Source organism: Arthrobacter sp. 05N429 (assembly GCF_056397045.1).
Genome location: NZ_JBFTMQ010000001.1, coordinates 330,174 through 346,405, shown reverse-complemented (window position 1 = coordinate 346,405; position 16,232 = coordinate 330,174). Strand labels below are relative to the sequence as shown.

Annotated in this window: 10 protein-coding genes; 2 read left to right on the top strand and 8 right to left on the bottom strand. The window is 63.2% G+C overall.

The features are described 5' to 3' along the window. Positions 1-257: 257 nt before the first annotated feature. The 5 genes from fusA to rpoB form a co-directional block, all read right to left on the bottom strand. Positions 258-2,372 carry an elongation factor G gene (fusA, locus tag AC1DF4_RS01675; RefSeq protein WP_476911266.1) on the bottom strand — a complete coding sequence of 705 codons (2,115 nt, stop codon included), beginning with the start codon at positions 2,370-2,372 and terminating at the stop codon, positions 258-260. A gap of 69 nt (positions 2,373-2,441) precedes the next feature. Beyond that, the gene (gene rpsG / locus AC1DF4_RS01670; RefSeq protein ID WP_011692813.1) at positions 2,442-2,912 is read right to left on the bottom strand and encodes a 30S ribosomal protein S7; all 471 of its coding nucleotides are present in this window, start codon (positions 2,910-2,912) and stop codon (positions 2,442-2,444) included. Between the two features lies 1 nt (position 2,913). Continuing rightward, a complete protein-coding gene (rpsL, locus tag AC1DF4_RS01665; protein ID WP_011692814.1) occupies positions 2,914-3,288 on the bottom strand; it encodes a 30S ribosomal protein S12 in 375 nt (124 codons plus the stop codon). A 456-nt stretch (positions 3,289-3,744) separates the two neighbouring features. Next, the gene (locus AC1DF4_RS01660; RefSeq protein ID WP_441404338.1) at positions 3,745-7,644 is read right to left on the bottom strand and encodes a DNA-directed RNA polymerase subunit beta'; all 3,900 of its coding nucleotides are present in this window, start codon (positions 7,642-7,644) and stop codon (positions 3,745-3,747) included. 117 nt (positions 7,645-7,761) lie between these two features. Next, a complete protein-coding gene (gene rpoB / locus AC1DF4_RS01655) occupies positions 7,762-11,277 on the bottom strand; it encodes a DNA-directed RNA polymerase subunit beta (RefSeq protein ID WP_224047275.1) in 3,516 nt (1,171 codons plus the stop codon). Between the two features lie 436 nt (positions 11,278-11,713). On the opposite strand from rpoB, the gene AC1DF4_RS01650 reads away from it, so the two are divergent. Continuing rightward, entirely contained in the window at positions 11,714-12,913 is a 1,200-nt protein-coding gene (locus AC1DF4_RS01650; protein ID WP_476911265.1) for an acetyl-CoA C-acetyltransferase, read from the top strand. Positions 12,914-13,008: 95 nt separating this feature from the next. Next, on the top strand, positions 13,009-13,455 hold the full coding sequence (locus AC1DF4_RS01645; RefSeq protein ID WP_476911615.1) for an aminoacyl-tRNA deacylase: 447 nt from the start codon (positions 13,009-13,011) through the stop codon (positions 13,453-13,455). Between the two features lie 270 nt (positions 13,456-13,725). Here AC1DF4_RS01645 and rplL read toward each other — a convergent pair whose 3' ends face one another. From rplL to AC1DF4_RS01630, 3 genes are all read right to left on the bottom strand, one after another. After that, positions 13,726-14,100, bottom strand: coding sequence for a 50S ribosomal protein L7/L12 (gene rplL, locus AC1DF4_RS01640; RefSeq protein ID WP_224047278.1), 375 nt, complete (start codon positions 14,098-14,100; stop codon positions 13,726-13,728). Between the two features lie 75 nt (positions 14,101-14,175). Further along, positions 14,176-14,772, bottom strand: a complete 597-nt coding sequence (rplJ, locus tag AC1DF4_RS01635; protein ID WP_441406853.1) for a 50S ribosomal protein L10 — start codon at positions 14,770-14,772, stop codon at positions 14,176-14,178. Positions 14,773-15,082: 310 nt separating this feature from the next. Beyond that, complete coding sequence (locus AC1DF4_RS01630; protein ID WP_476911264.1) at positions 15,083-16,192, bottom strand: GNAT family N-acetyltransferase; 1,110 nt, start codon at positions 16,190-16,192, stop codon at positions 15,083-15,085. Positions 16,193-16,232 lie beyond the last annotated feature (40 nt).

Here is a 16,232-nt window from a genome sequence, read left to right as displayed (position 1 = left end):
AGGTTCCTCCTAGAACGTTTTCAAATGACTTACCCTTCGACCGCGCTTGTCGCGGCGAAACTTCAGTAAGTCTACTTGGGGGGCTTTGGATTGATGAAATTGCAGATTCAGGAACTAATACTAGTCCCTCGAGTCTGTCGGTGCAGATGGCCGGTCCAGGCTTGACCGAAAGGCGAGGCCGGAACCGGCCACCTGCACCAGGTGAGTCTCCGATGTCGGAGAAGCACCCGAGTTTGTTGCTGCGACAGTCGTGGAGACTACTCGCCGCGGTTCTTCTGGATGATCTCGTCGGCGTACGCCTTCGGGACCTCGGCGTAGCTGTGGAAAGTCATGGAGTACACAGCGCGGCCCTGGGTCTTGGAACGCAGGTCACCGATGTAGCCGAACATGCCGGACAGCGGGACGTGCGCACGGATGACCTTGACGCCCTGTGCATCTTCCATGGACTGCATCTGGCCACGGCGGGAGTTGAGGTCACCGATAACTTCACCCATGTATTCCTCAGGGGTGCGGACCTCGACATCCATCAGCGGTTCGAGCAGGACAGGGTTCGCCTTGCGTGCGGCTTCCTTGAAAGCCATACGGCCGGCGATCTTGAACGCCATTTCCGAGGAGTCAACATCGTGGTACGCGCCGTCAATCAGCGTGGCCTTGATGCCGACAACCGGGTAGCCAGCCAGGACGCCGTCGTTCAGCGCATCCTGGATACCGGCGTCAACCGACGGGATGTATTCGCGCGGAATACGTCCACCGGTGACCTTGTTCGAGAACTCGTACATCTCGCCATCGGACGTGTCCAGCGGCTCGATCGCAATCTGGATCTTTGCGAACTGGCCGGAACCACCGGTCTGCTTCTTGTGCGTGTAGTCGTGACGCTCTACAGCACGCTTGATGGTTTCGCGGTACGCAACCTGGGGCTTGCCCACGTTTGCCTCGACCTTGAATTCGCGGCGCATGCGGTCCACCAGGATGTCCAGGTGGAGCTCGCCCATGCCGGCGATGATCGTCTGGCCGGTGTCTTCGTTGAGGGAGACCTGGAAGGTCGGGTCCTCAGCGGAGAGCTTCTGGATGGCCGTGGAGAGCTTCTCCTGGTCACCCTTGGTGTTCGGCTCGATCGCAACAGAGATCACGGGCTCCGGGAAGCTCATGGACTCGAGGACGATCTGGTTGCTGGAGTCGCACAGGGTGTCACCCGTGGTCGTATCCTTCAGACCGATCGCTGCGTAGATGTGGCCGGCGGTAGCGCCGTCAACCGGCATTTCCTTGTTGGCGTGCATCTGGAACAGCTTGCCGATGCGCTCCTTCTTGCCCTTGGTGGAGTTGACCACCTGCGCGCCTGCTTCCACGTGACCGGAGTACACGCGGATGAAGGTGAGCTGACCGAAGAACGGGTGCGTGGCAATCTTGAACGCCAGGGCCGAGAACGGCTCTTCGGAAGACGGCTTGCGCGTCAGTTCCTTCTCTTCGTCGCGGGGATCGTGACCGATCATCGGGGGGACGTCGAGCGGGTTCGGCAGGTAGTCCACGACGGCGTCAAGCATCGGCTGAACGCCGCGGTTCTTGAACGCGGAGCCACAGAAGACCGGGTAGAGCTCGGAGTTGATCGTCATCTTGCGGATGCCGGCCTTGAGCTCGTCCTCGGAGATTTCTTCGCCTTCGAGGTACTTCTCCATGAGCTCTTCGGAGGACTCGGCAACGGTCTCAACGAGCGTTGCGCGGTACTCTTCAGCCTTTTCCTTGAGGTCAGCCGGGATCTCCTGGATTTCGTACTTGGCACCCATGGTGACGTCACCCTTGGAGTCGCCGGGCCAGACCAGTGCACGCATGTAGAGCAGGTCGACGACGCCGATGAAGTCGTTCTCGGCGCCGATCGGCAGCTGCATGACGAGCGGCTTGGCACCGAGGCGGCTGATGATGGTGTCGACGGTGAAGTAGAAGTCAGCGCCGAGCTTGTCCATCTTGTTGACGAAGCAGATGCGCGGGACGTTGTACTTGTCGGCCTGGCGCCAAACAGTCTCAGACTGCGGCTCCACGCCTTCCTTGCCATCGAACACGGCAACTGCACCGTCGAGGACGCGCAGGGAGCGCTCAACCTCAACCGTGAAGTCCACGTGGCCGGGGGTGTCAATGATGTTGATCTGGTTGTTTTCCCAGAAGCAGGTCACGGCGGCAGACGTGATGGTGATGCCGCGTTCCTTTTCCTGTTCCATCCAGTCAGTCGTCGAAGCGCCGTCGTGCGTTTCGCCGATCTTGTGGTTCACACCCGTGTAGAACAGGATGCGCTCGGTAGTAGTGGTCTTGCCGGCATCAATGTGGGCCATGATGCCGATATTGCGGACCTTGCTAAGGTCGGTAAGCACGTCCTGTGCCACGGTGTCTCCCTTTCGGATGGACTGCACGTTCGCCGCCGGCTCTGTTGAGCCGGCGGCGTCCGGGAAGTATTACCAGCGGTAGTGTGCGAAGGCCTTGTTGGACTCGGCCATCTTGTGGGTGTCTTCGCGACGCTTCACAGCGGCACCGAGACCGTTGGAGGCATCCAGAATTTCGTTCTGGAGGCGCTCGGTCATGGTCTTCTCGCGGCGGGCCTTGGAGTAGCCAACCAGCCAGCGCAGAGCGAGGGCAGTGGAGCGACCCGGCTTGACCTCAACCGGAACCTGGTAGGTGGCGCCACCGACGCGGCGGGAGCGGACCTCGAGGGAAGGCTTGACGTTCTCCATGGCCTTCTTGAGGGCTGCAACCGGGTCGCCGCCGGACTTGGCACGAGCACCTTCGAGTGCACCGTAGACGATGCGCTCGGCGGTGGACTTCTTGCCGTCAACGAGCACCTTGTTGATCAGCTGGGTGACCAGCGGGGAGCCGTAAACGGGATCTAGAACTAGCGGCCGCTTGGGGGCCGGACCCTTGCGAGGCATATTACTTCTTCTCCATCTTTGCGCCGTAGCGGCTACGAGCCTGCTTACGGTTCTTGACACCCTGGGTATCGAGGGCGCCACGGACGATCTTGTAGCGGACACCCGGAAGGTCCTTAACGCGGCCGCCACGGACGAGCACAATGGAGTGCTCCTGCAGGTTGTGGCCTACACCGGGGATGTAAGCGGTGACTTCAACGCCACCGTTGAGGCGCACGCGTGCAACCTTACGCAGAGCCGAGTTCGGCTTCTTCGGGGTCGTCGTGTACACGCGGGTGCAAACACCGCGGCGCATCGGGCTGCCGTTAAGCGCGGGAGCCTTGGTCTTCTTGACCTTAGGCGTGCGGCCCTTGCGGACCAGCTGGTTAATCGTAGGCACTCTCGTGTTCTCCGTTTTATCCGGAGCGGCCGTTGGCAGCCGCTCTCTTGTCGCTGCGCCCCGCCGCTCGAGCTTTGAAGTTCTCTCCAGAGCAGCTGAGGCGAAGCCTTAATAGTCGGACCGCACGCCGGGATCCGCGGACTTCCATCCTGAATTGCCCCTAGGCATGCGAAAATGTGGCATACGTTGCACAGAAACCCTGCAAACCGGAAACGTCGTCCTGGTTGAACCTATTGGCTACAACCGGCGCACTCATCCACTGCCACAATAACAATTAGTCTCAAGTCTAACACGGACGGGTCCCAGCCCTTAATCGGAGCGGAACCAAGCCCCTCCTCCCCCATCGATTGCTCCCCACCGGCCCAACGCCGTTTGGGGCGTGGGAGCGGTCGAGGGGTTAAACGGGGATGGTCCCCCACCTTGCGGTGGGGGACCATCCCTTTGGAGAGCTATCCGTTAGCGGAAGTCGCTGCCCAGGTCGTAGTCATCCAGCGGGATGGCGTGGAACTCAGGAGCTCCGTCGCCGCCCAGGGAATCGTAGGAGAAGTCACTGAACGCGCTGGGGCCGGTGAACAGGTTGGCCTTTGCTTCTTCAGTGGGCTCCACGGTGACCTCGGTGTAGCGCGGGAGACCCGTGCCGGCCGGGATGAGCTTACCGATGATGACGTTTTCCTTGAGGCCGAGCAGCGGATCGCTCTTGCCTTCCATGGCCGCCTGCGTCAGGACGCGGGTGGTCTCCTGGAAGGAAGCTGCGGACAGCCAGGACTCGGTCGCCAGGGACGCCTTCGTGATGCCCATGAGCTCGGGACGGCCGGAAGCCGGCGTCTTGCCCTCGGACACAACACGGCGGTTGGCATCTTCGAAGCGGCTGCGCTCGGCGAGCTCGCCGGGCAGCAGGTCCGATTCGCCGGACTCGATGACCGTGACGCGGCGCAGCATCTGGCGGACGATAACCTCGACGTGCTTGTCGTGGATACCGATTCCCTGGCTGCGGTACACGCCCTGGACCTCGTCCACCAGGAACTTCTGCGCGGCACGGGGGCCCATGATGCGCAGAACCTGCTTGGGGTCGACCGGGCCGTTGATGAGCTTCTGGCCGACGCTGACGTGCTCGCCGTCTTCAATGAGAAGACGTGAACGGCGCAGGACCGGGTAAGCGATCTCTTCGGATCCGTCATCCGGGGTGATGACCAGGCGCATCTGGCGCTCGGACTCTTCGATGGTGATGCGGCCGGCTGCTTCAGCAATCGGTGCGACACCCTTCGGAGTACGGGCTTCGAAGAGCTCCTGGATACGGGGCAGACCCTGGGTGATGTCGTCGCCACCGCTGGAGGAAACAGCACCACCGGTGTGGAACGTACGCATGGTCAGCTGGGTACCCGGCTCACCGATGGACTGTGCGGCGATGATGCCGACTGCCTCACCGATGTCGACGGTCTTGCCCGTGGCCAGCGAACGGCCGTAGCACAGGGCGCAGGTGCCGACGCTGGACTCACAGGTGAGTACGGAGCGGACCTTGACCTCGGTGATGCCGGCCGCGAACAGTTCGGCAATGACGACGTCGCCGCAGTCGGTGCCGCCTGCTGCCAGGACCTTGCCCTTGGCGTCAACGACATCCACGGCCAGGGTACGGGCGTACGCGCTGTTCTCGACGTTCTCGTCCAGGACCAGCTCGCCGTTGGAGTCTGCGACGGCGATGGCGGTCATGAGACCGCGCTCGGTGCCGCAGTCCTCTTCGCGGACGATGACGTCCTGCGACACGTCCACCAGGCGACGGGTCAGGTAACCCGAGTTGGCGGTACGCAGCGCGGTGTCAGCAAGACCCTTACGGGCACCGTGCGTGGCGATGAAGTATTCCAGCACCGACAGGCCCTCGCGGTAGGAGGACTTGATCGGACGCGGGATGATCTCACCCTTAGGGTTGGCCACCAGGCCACGGATACCCGCAATCTGGCGGACCTGCATCCAGTTACCACGTGCACCGGAGGACACCATGCGGTTGATGGTGTTCATCGGGGAGAGGCTGTCACGCATCGCCTGGGCGATTTCGTTCGTAGCCTTGTTCCAGATTTCGATCAGTTCCTGGCGACGCTCGTCGTCGTCGATCAGGCCCTTGTCGTACTGGCCCTGGATCTTGGCAGCCATGGTCTCGTAGCCGGCGAGGATCCGCGGCTTGTCCTGGGGCACCTCGATGTCGGAGATGGCGACGGTGACGCCGGACCGGGTGGCCCAGTAGAAACCGGCATCCTTCAGGTTGTCCAGCGTCGCCGCCGTGACCACCTTCGGGTAGCGCTCGGCGAGGTCGTTGACGATCCGGGACAGTTCGCCCTTGTCAGCAACATCCTCAACCCACGGGTAGTCCTCGGGCAGGGTCTCGTTGAAGAGGACCTGGCCCAGGGAGGTCTGGACGAGCACGGTCTGACCCGGCTCCCAGCCTTCCGGAGCTTCCCAGCCGGCGTAAGGGACAAAGCCCTCAAGACGGATCTTGACCTGGGAGTTCAGGTGCAGCTCGTGCAGGTCGTACGCCATGATGGCTTCCGAGACGGAGGAGAAGATCCGGCCCTCGCCAGCTGAACCGACACGCTTGGTGGTCAGGTGGTAGAGGCCGATGATCATATCCTGCGAAGGCAGCGTCACCGGGCGGCCGTCAGACGGCTTCAGGATGTTGTTCGAGGACAGCATCAGGATGCGGGCTTCAGCCTGGGCTTCGGGGCTCAGCGGCAGGTGAACTGCCATCTGGTCGCCGTCGAAGTCGGCGTTGAAGGCGCCACAAACCAGCGGGTGAAGCTGGATTGCCTTGCCTTCAACAAGCTGCGGTTCGAACGCCTGGATGCCGAGACGGTGCAGGGTAGGTGCACGGTTCAGCAGCACGGGGTGCTCGGTGATGATCTCTTCGAGAACATCCCAGACCTGCGGGCGGTAGCGCTCGACCATACGCTTGGCCGACTTGATGTTCTGCGCGTGGTTGAGGTCAACCAGGCGCTTCATCACGAACGGCTTGAAGAGCTCCAGCGCCATCTGCTTCGGCAGGCCACACTGGTGCAGCTTCAGCTGCGGGCCGACGACGATAACCGAACGGCCGGAGTAGTCAACGCGCTTACCCAGAAGGTTCTGGCGGAAACGGCCCTGCTTGCCCTTGAGCATGTCGCTCAGGGACTTCAGCGGACGGTTGCCCGGTCCGGTGACCGGACGGCCGCGGCGGCCGTTGTCGAAGAGGCTGTCAACAGCTTCCTGAAGCATGCGCTTCTCGTTGTTGACGATGATCTCCGGAGCACCGAGATCAAGCAGGCGCTTGAGGCGGTTGTTGCGGTTGATCACGCGGCGGTAGAGGTCGTTGAGGTCGGAGGTCGCGAAGCGGCCACCGTCCAGCTGGACCATCGGGCGCAGTTCCGGCGGGATCACCGGGACGGCGTCCAGCACCATGCCGAGCGGGCTGTTGTTGGTGGTCAGGAACGCGTTGACCACCTTGAGCCGCTTCAGGGCGCGGGTCTTGCGCTGGCCCTTGCCGTTGGCGATGATGTCGCGGAGCATGTCCGATTCGGCCTGCATGTCGAAGTTCTCAAGACGCTTCTTGATGGCCTCGGCACCCATGGAGCCTTCGAAGTACATGCCGTAGCGGTCGCGCAGTTCGCGGTACAGGCCTTCGTCACCTTCGAGGTCAGCGACCTTGAGGTTCTTGAAGCGGTCCCAGACCTGCTCGAGGCGCTCGATCTCAGCATCCGCGCGCTTGCGGACGTTGGCCATCTGGCGGTCAGCGGAGTCGCGGGCCTTCTTCTTGTCGGCAGCCTTGGCGCCTTCGCCTTCGAGACGGGCAAGCTCGTTCTCAAGGTCGCGGGCGATCGTGGCGATGTCCGAGTCGCGGTTGTCGATCAGCTGCTTCTTCTCGATATCGTGCTCAACCTGGAGGTTGGGCAGTTCTTCGTGGCGGCTGTCGGCGTCGACGCTCGTGATCATGTAGGCGGCGAAGTAGATGACCTTTTCGAGGTCCTTCGGTGCCAGGTCAAGGAGGTAGCCCAGGCGGGACGGAACACCCTTGAAGTACCAGATGTGCGTGACCGGGGCGGCCAGCTCGATGTGGCCCATGCGCTCACGGCGGACCTTTGCGCGGGTGACCTCAACGCCACACCGCTCGCAGATGATGCCCTTGAAGCGCACGCGCTTGTACTTGCCGCAGTAGCATTCCCAGTCGCGGGACGGGCCGAAGATCTTCTCGCAGAAGAGGCCGTCCTTCTCGGGCTTGAGCGTGCGGTAGTTGATGGTTTCCGGCTTCTTAACCTCGCCGTAAGACCAGCCACGGATGTCTTCCGCGGTGGCGAGGCCGATCTGCATGAGGCCGAAGGAGGATTCGCTGGACATATGGTCCCTGTTCTCTCTTGTTCTCTAAATTCTGAAGTCTTGGGTTACGGGAAGGGGTCGAGAGGCCCAGAGAAAAGTCAGCGCGGCGGGGCCGACTGCTTTTCTCCGGGCGCTCTGCTAGACCTCTTCTACGGAACTGGGCTCTGCACGAGACAGATCGATGCCCAGTTCTTCCGCAGCCGTGAAGACTGCGTCATCAGAGTCACGCATTTCAATTGTGGTTCCGTCCGTGGAAAGAACTTCCACGTTCAGGCACAGCGACTGCATTTCCTTGATCAAGACCTTGAAGGACTCAGGAACGCCCGGCTCCGGGATGTTCTCGCCCTTGACGATGGCTTCGTAGACCTTCACACGACCATGGATGTCATCCGACTTGATCGTGAGGAGCTCCTGGAGCGTGTAGGCGGCGCCGTAAGCTTCGAGCGCCCACACTTCCATTTCACCGAAGCGCTGGCCACCGAACTGTGCCTTACCACCCAGCGGCTGCTGCGTGATCATGGAGTACGGGCCGGTGGAGCGCGCGTGGATCTTGTCGTCCACCAGGTGGTGGAGCTTCAGGATGTACATGTAGCCGACCGAGATCGGATCCGGGAACGGCTCGCCGGAGCGGCCGTCGAACAGACGGGTCTTGCCTGAGGAGTTGATCAGGCGGACGCCGTCGCGGGTGACGTTGGTGGAGTCGAGGAGACCAGTGATTTCCTCTTCACGCGCACCGTCGAAGACCGGCGTTGCAACAGTGGTCGAGCCACTCTCGCGCGGCAGGTTCGGCAGCTGCTTGACCCACTCGGGCTCGCCTTCGATCTTCCAGCCGGTCTTGGCAACCCAGCCGAGGTGCGTTTCCAGCACCTGGCCGACGTTCATACGGCCCGGGACACCCAGCGGGTTCAGGACGATATCAACGGGGGTACCGTCGGCAAGGAAGGGCATGTCCTCGATCGGGAGGATCTTGGAGATGACGCCCTTGTTGCCGTGACGGCCGGCGAGCTTGTCGCCGTCGGTGATCTTGCGCTTGGCGGCGACGTAGACGCGGACCAGCTGGTTGACGCCCGGGGGCAGCTCGTCGTCGTTGTCACGGTCGAAGACGCGGACGCCGATGACGGTGCCGGACTCGCCGTGCGGAACCTTCAGGGACGTGTCGCGCACTTCGCGGGACTTCTCACCGAAGATGGCGCGCAGCAGGCGCTCTTCCGGGGTCAGCTCGGTCTCGCCCTTGGGCGTGACCTTTCCGACCAGGATGTCGCCGGCTTCAACCTCGGCACCGATGTGGATGATGCCGCGCTCGTCCAGGCCTGCCAGGACTTCCTCCGACACGTTCGGGATGTCACGGGTGATTTCCTCGGCACCAAGCTTGGTGTCGCGGGCATCGATCTCGTGCTCCTCGATGTGGATGGAGGAAAGAACGTCCTCAGCCACAATGCGCTGGGACAGGATGATGGCATCCTCGAAGTTATGGCCTTCCCATGACATGAATGCCACGAGCAGGTTCTTGCCGAGGGCCAGTTCGCCCTGGTCCGTTGCCGGGCCGTCAGCGATGATGCCGCCAACTTCCAGGCGCTGGCCTTCGCTCACCAGAACGCGGTGGTTGTAGCAGTTGCCCTGGTTGGAGCGGGCGAACTTGTTGATCCGGTAGTTGGTTTCCGTACCGTCGTCGTTGAGCATGATGACCAGCTCAGCGGAGACCTCGGTGACCACACCTGCCTTCTTCGCGATGACAACGTCACCGGCGTCGACTGCAGCGGCGCGCTCCATGCCGGTGCCGACGAACGGCGCCTCGGAACGGACCAGCGGCACGGCCTGGCGCTGCATGTTGGCACCCATGAGTGCGCGGTTTGCATCGTCATGCTCGAGGAACGGGATCAGGGCCGTAGCCACGGACACCATCTGGCGCGGGGAAACGTCCATGAACTCGACGTCGGCGGCGGGAACCAGCACGGGCTCGCCTCCACCACCGCGGGCACGGACGAGGACGGTCTCTTCGGCGAACTTCTTGTTCGCGTCGAGCGGAGCGTTGGCCTGAGCAATCAGGACCTCTGCCTCGTCGTCGGCGGTGAGGTACTGGACCTCATCGGAGACAACACCCTCGGCCACGAGGCGGTATGGGGTCTCGATGAAGCCGAACGGGTTGATGCGTCCGTAGGAAGCCAGCGAACCGATCAGACCAATGTTCGGGCCTTCAGGAGTTTCGATGGGGCACATACGTCCGTAGTGGGACGGGTGGACGTCTCGGACTTCCATGCCTGCACGGTCACGGGACAGACCACCCGGGCCAAGCGCCGACAGACGGCGCTTGTGGGTCAGACCCGACAGCGGGTTGTTCTGGTCCATGAACTGGGACAGCTGGGAGGTTCCGAAGAACTCCTTGATGGCTGCCACGACGGGGCGGATGTTGATCAGTGTCTGCGGCGTGATGGCCTCGACGTCCTGGGTCGTCATACGCTCGCGGACAACGCGCTCCATGCGGGACAGGCCGGTGCGGACCTGGTTCTCGATGAGCTCGCCGACGGCGCGGATGCGGCGGTTGCCGAAGTGGTCGATGTCATCGATCTCAACGCGCAGCTCGTGGTCCTGGCCGTCGCGCTTGCCCGTGAGGGTCTTCTCACCGGCGTGCAGGGCAACCAGGAACTTGATCATGGCGACGATGTCTTCAACGTGCAGGACAGACGCTTCCTTGTCGCCAAGGGAGCGGTCGATGCCGAGCTTGCGGTTGATCTTGTAGCGGCCAACCTTGGCCAGATCGTAGCGCTTGGAGTTGAAGTACAGGTTGTCCAGCAGGGACTGGGCAGCCTCGACCGTGGGCGGCTCGCCCGGTCGCAGCTTCCGGTAGATGTCCAGCAAGGCGTCTTCGCGGGTTTCGGTGGCGTCCTTCTCCAGCGTTGCGCGCATGGAGTCGTACTGGCCGAACTCTTCGAGGATCTGGCCTTCGGTCCAGCCGAGGGCCTTCAGCAGCACCGTGACGGACTGCTTGCGCTTGCGGTCGAGGCGAACGCCGACCTGGTCGCGCTTGTCGATTTCGAGTTCGAACCAAGCGCCGCGGGACGGGATGATCTTCGCGGTGAAGATGTCCTTGTCGCTGGTCTTGTCGGCGGTGCGCTCAAAGTAGGCGCCCGGGGAGCGGACCAGCTGGGAGACAACGACACGCTCGGTGCCGTTGACGACGAAGGTGCCCTTCTCGGTCATCAGCGGGAAGTCACCCATAAACACGGTCTGCTGCTTTATTTCGCCCGTGTTGTTGTTCATGAATTCGGCCTTGACGTACAGCGGAGCCGAGTACGTTGCGTCCCGGTCCTTGCACTCAGCCATGGTGTACTTCGGATCAGCGAACTCCGGCTCGGAGAAGCTCAGGGACATGGTGCCCTGGAAATCCTCGATCGGGGAGATCTCTTCAAAGATGTCGGACAGACCCGAGGAGGTGGCGACGCTGAGGTCGCCTTCTTCGACGGCCTTGGCTACGCGTGCCTGCCAGCGTTCGTTACCGACCAGCCAGTCAAAGCTGTCGGTTTGCAGGGCAAGCAGATTCGGAACGTCAAGCGGTTCGTGAATCTTTGCGAATGAGAGCCGGCGGGTTGCACCGTCGGTGCTGTCGGCATTGATAGCGGTAGCGTTGTTTACATTAGAGGTGCTCGAGGCGACCAAGAGGGATCCTTCCACAGACCTTCAGGCGTTGTCAGATCTCCCCCGCTATGCACCCTGCGAAAGTGACTCCGCAGTGCTACCAGTCCGGTTCCGCTATATGACCCGGGACCCGCGGCTGACCATGATGGTGCCGTTGTTGACGGCACATTGATGGCGCAGCAGCCAGGCTAAGCCCACCGCTATATGAAGGCTGAAGGTAAACAGGGAAGACGCAAATATCTACGATACGGCAAAGCAACCTACTTGTCTACCCCACTTCGCCCGGGATTGCAAGCAGTGGGCATGACTCCCGGATCGGGTATACGGCGCGGGGATACCGCGGCCGCGAGGCAGCAGGTGCCGCAGCAGGTCTGCCAACGCAACAGGCGCCAAATGGCTCCGTGACAGGGGTCACGATAACCTTGCAGTACATCGTCAAAGATCGGAAGAGATAACCATGAGCAACTCTGCAGACAACAATGATGTTGTCATCCTCGCCGCCGCCCGCACTCCGCAGGGCCGCCTCAACGGCCAGCTCGCCAGCTTCACGGCGGTGGAGCTCGGCGCCCACGCCATCCGGGCAGCCCTGGCCGCCAGCGGAGTGAAGGCCGAGCAGGTGGACTCGGTGATCATGGGCCAGGTGCTGCAGGCCGGGGCTGGCCAGAACCCCGCCCGCCAGAGCGCCATCGGCGCCGGCATCGGCTGGAACGTCCCCACCGTCACCATCAACAAGGTCTGCCTGTCCGGGCTGACCGCGGTGATCGACGCCGCCCGGATGATCCGCAGCGGCGACGCCACGGTGGTCGTCGCCGGGGGCCAGGAGTCCATGACCCGCGCACCGCATATCCTCCCCGGCTCCCGGCAGGGCTGGACCTACGGCTCCATCCAGGCGCTCGATGTCGCAGCCCATGACGGGCTGACCGACGCCTTCGACGGGCAGTCCATGGGACTGTCCACCGAGAGCAAGAACCTCACGCTGGGCATTGACCGCACATCCCAGGACGAGGTGGCGGCAGCGTCCCACCAGCGCGCTGCCCGCGCCGCCAAAGACGGGGTGTTCGACGGCGAAATCGCCCCGATCAGCGTCAAGCAGCGCAAGGGCGACCCGATCACCCTGGCCGCGGACGAAGGAATCCGGCCGGACACCACCGTGGGCTCGCTCGCCGGCCTGCGGGCGGCGTTCGTCACGGACGGCACCATCACCGCCGGCAACTCCTCTCCCCTGTCCGACGGCGCCTCTGCGCTCGTGCTCAGCTCGCGGAAGTTCGCCGAGGACAACGGCCTCGAGTACCTCGCCGTCGTCGGTAAGCCCGGGCAGGTGGCCGGGCCGGACAACTCCCTGCACTCCCAGCCCTCCAACGCGATCCAGAACGCATTGCACAAGGCCGGCTGGTCCGCCGCTGACCTGGACTTCATCGAGATCAACGAGGCCTTCGGCTCCGTTGCAGTCCAGTCGCTCAAGGACCTCGACTACCCGTTGGAGAAGTGCAACATCCATGGCGGCGCGATCGCCCTGGGCCATCCGATCGGGGCTTCCGGCGCCCGGCTGGCCCTGCATGCGGCGCACGAGCTGAAGCGGCGCGGCACCGGCAAGGCTGCCGTTTCCCTGTGCGGTGGCGGCGGCCAGGGCGAAGCGCTCCTGCTGTTCCGCGACTGAGCACCGTGAAGGAGCCTGCAGTCCCTGACAGCGGCGCGGCCAGCGCTGGCGGCGGTGGCGAAGGCGGCGGCAACGGCGCCGGCCGGGAGCGGTTCCTGGCCGACGCCGCCGCGCGGGGCCTGCGCGTCCGGCTCGTCGAGCGGCTGGCCGCCAACAGCCTCGAGGAGGCGGCACACATCCTGGGGATCCAGCCCGGGGACATCGTGAAGTCGCTCGTGGTCAAGCACAAGGACGGGAGTTTCCTGTTCGCCCTCATCCCGGGCGACCGGCAGATCTCCTGGCCTAAGCTCCGGGCGCTGCTCGGCGTCAACAAGCTCTCGCTCCCGGCGGCGGATGTCGCACTGGAAGCCACGGGCTACGAGCGCGGCACCATCACCCCGCTCGGCAGTACCGTGGCCTGGCCCGTTTACGCGGACCGGAGCATCACGGGCCGGCGGATTTCCATGGGCGCCGGCGAACACGGCTACAGCGCGTTCGTGGACGCCGACGAATTGACCGCCGCCCTCGGTGCCGTGGTCGCGGACATCTCCGAACCGAGCTGACCCAGGCTTTAAGGCACCAGGCCATGGGGCCCGAGGTTTTGTGACCCGTCCGGGTTAACCGTGCCGGGTTAACAAACAACGCGGGGTCACTTCCGGCCCGTCCCACCCACTGGGACGGACCGGAAGTGACCCCGCGTTGCTGTTTCCTGACGCCGTCCGGCCGGGGCCGCCGAGGCCCTTAACGCAGGAAACCCCGCCCACCGGAGTGGACGGGGTTTCCCGGAGCAGAACGGAAACGCGAGGTTCCCGGCCGGTTCTAGAAGCAGCGAGTTACTTGAGGGTAACGCGTGCGCCGGCTTCTTCGAGCTGTGCAACAGCCTTCTCGGCAGCTTCCTTGGTGACACCTTCGAGAACAGCCTTCGGAGCGCTGTCAACCAGGTCCTTGGCTTCCTTGAGACCCAGGGAAGTGATCGCGCGAACTTCCTTGATGACTGCAATCTTCTTGTCGCCCGGGTGCTCCAGGACGACGTCGAATGCGGTCTTCTCTTCTTCTTCTGCAGCAGCGCCGGCAGCGGGGCCAGCAACAGCAACAGCGGCAGCGGTAACTTCGAAGGTCTCTTCGAAGAGCTTGACGAACTCAGAGAGCTCGATGATGGTCAGTTCCTTGAAAGCTTCAATGAGCTCTTCGTTGGTGAGCTTCGCCATGGTGTGGCGTCCTTCCTATAGTGGTGTTCGGCGGCCCGGGGGCTCGCCTTCACACCGGAGTCTGGTTTTAGAGAGTTAGTTCTCTTCGGGGGCTGCAGCGTCGGCCGGAGCCTCAGCGGCGGCGTCAGCCGGAGCTTCAGCGGGAGCTTCTTCAGCGGCGGGCGCTTCGGCTTCTGCCGGTGCACCGTTCTCTTCTTCAAGCTTGAGGCGCAGTGCGTCGATGATGCGTGCAGCGGCGGCAGCAGGAGCCTTGAGGATGCCTGCAACCTTGGCGAGCTGCAGCTCGCGGGACTCGAGTGCTGCCAGGGCAGCAACTTCGCTGGCGTTCAGTGCCTTGCCCTCGAAGTAACCGGTCTTGATAACCAGCTGCTTGTTGGTCTTGGCAAAATCCGTCAGGCTCTTGGCAGCGGCAACTGCGTCACCCTTGATGAACGCGATTGCAGTGGGGCCGGCGAGCTGACCGTCGAATGCTTCGACACCAGCTTCCTTGGCTGCAATGGCGGTCAGGGTGTTCTTGACGACCGAGAACTTGGTGTCCTGGCCGAGAGAGACACGCAGCTGCTTGAGCTGTGCAACGGTGAGCCCACGGTATTCGGTCAGGACAGCGGCGTTCGATTCCTTGAAATCGTTAGTGATCTCAGCTACTGCTGAAACCTTGCTAGGCGTTGCCATAACCCTCCTTCCGGGGATAGTGCCGGCGTTTCCCGGTCCCCGCTCAAAAGAGCTAAAAACTAAAAACGCCCCGCGCAGATGCACGGGGCTTGTCTCGACGCGGTCCATGACTGCGGAGCTTTGCTTCGTTCACCTGCGCCGGCCGCCCTATGTTCAGGGTCCTTCGTCTGGAGATCCACTGGCTCTCCCGGCGCGACTGCAGAAGTGAGTCTTGCTTGGGAGAGTGGATTTCCAACAACCGACGGTCTTTGGTCCCCCTAGCTTACGCGAGACGGGGCGTGTGCTCCAAATCGGCGGACCGGCAAGCAGGTCAGCTGACGCTCGGGCTGAAGTCCGGGAGCTCCTTTTGCCAGATTCCCGTCACGCCCGCGGTGGTGAACCCCAGTTGCTGGTTGACCTTGAGCAGGTAGCGGTTCTCCGGGGCGTTCCACGTGTACAGGACGCGGGCATCCGGGAATTGCTCGGCGAGCCGCTCCATGTTCGCGACCTTGATCAGCAGGCCAAGCTTGTTGCCGCGGTGCTCCCGAAGGACCATTGTGTCGTCCTGGAACACGACGTCGGGGCGCAGCGCCAGGACGCTGATGGTGGTCAGTCCAACGAGCCCGCCGCTGGCGATGTGTTCGACGGCGGTGACCACCGTCCGGCGGCCCTGCGCGATGGCGACTTCTTCCGCCGCACGGAGGATGCCGCCGTCGAACACCATGACCGTGTCGTCGACGCCGGGCACGCCGTCTTCGCCGGCGCTGTTTTCCAGCGCGGCGACAGCTTCAAGCCACTGGTCCGGGCACCGGTCGGTCCAGTGGTGCAGGCGGTAACGGCCGCCGTTGGCCTCCTCGGCCTCGGTTTCCAGCTCCTCGACCAGTTCGCTGTCGAGGGGAAGCGTGCAGGCGCTGAATTGTTCGATGTGCTGCAGGGTATAGCCGCTGTGGCGGGCGAACTCCACCTCCCGGCTGTTCATCGGGACGAAGCCAAGGCCCGTGCCGGGCACCAGCTGATCCGCCGAGTTGTCACCGAGTGAGGCACTTGGATGGTTCGTGTCGATCAGGATTGTGTGGCGGCCCTCGTCACGGGCGAAGTGCTCCGCGGCTTCGAGCAGTTGCCGGCCCACGCCCTGGCCTTGGAACTCGGGCAGGATGTCGAGGGCGAACTCAGCCAGGTCGAGGTTGTCCGCGAGGGGCAGCGCGATGTCAACAGTCCCGACGATCTCGCCTTCGACCTTGGCCACGAGGATGACCTGGCGCTCGTAGGGGTCTGCCATCTCCAAAAGTTTTTCCTGGGGCGCGTAGGCGAGGTCATCGCTCCCCCAGGTCTGCATCCGCACCTTGCGCCCGACTTCGACGGCGGCAATGAAGTCTGCGGCGTCCTGCCCGTCCAGCGAATCGGGGATCCAGAGCTGTTCAATGCGTACGTCGCTTGCCATAGAGGGCATCATCCCAGCCATTCTGCCGTCCACCACGGGT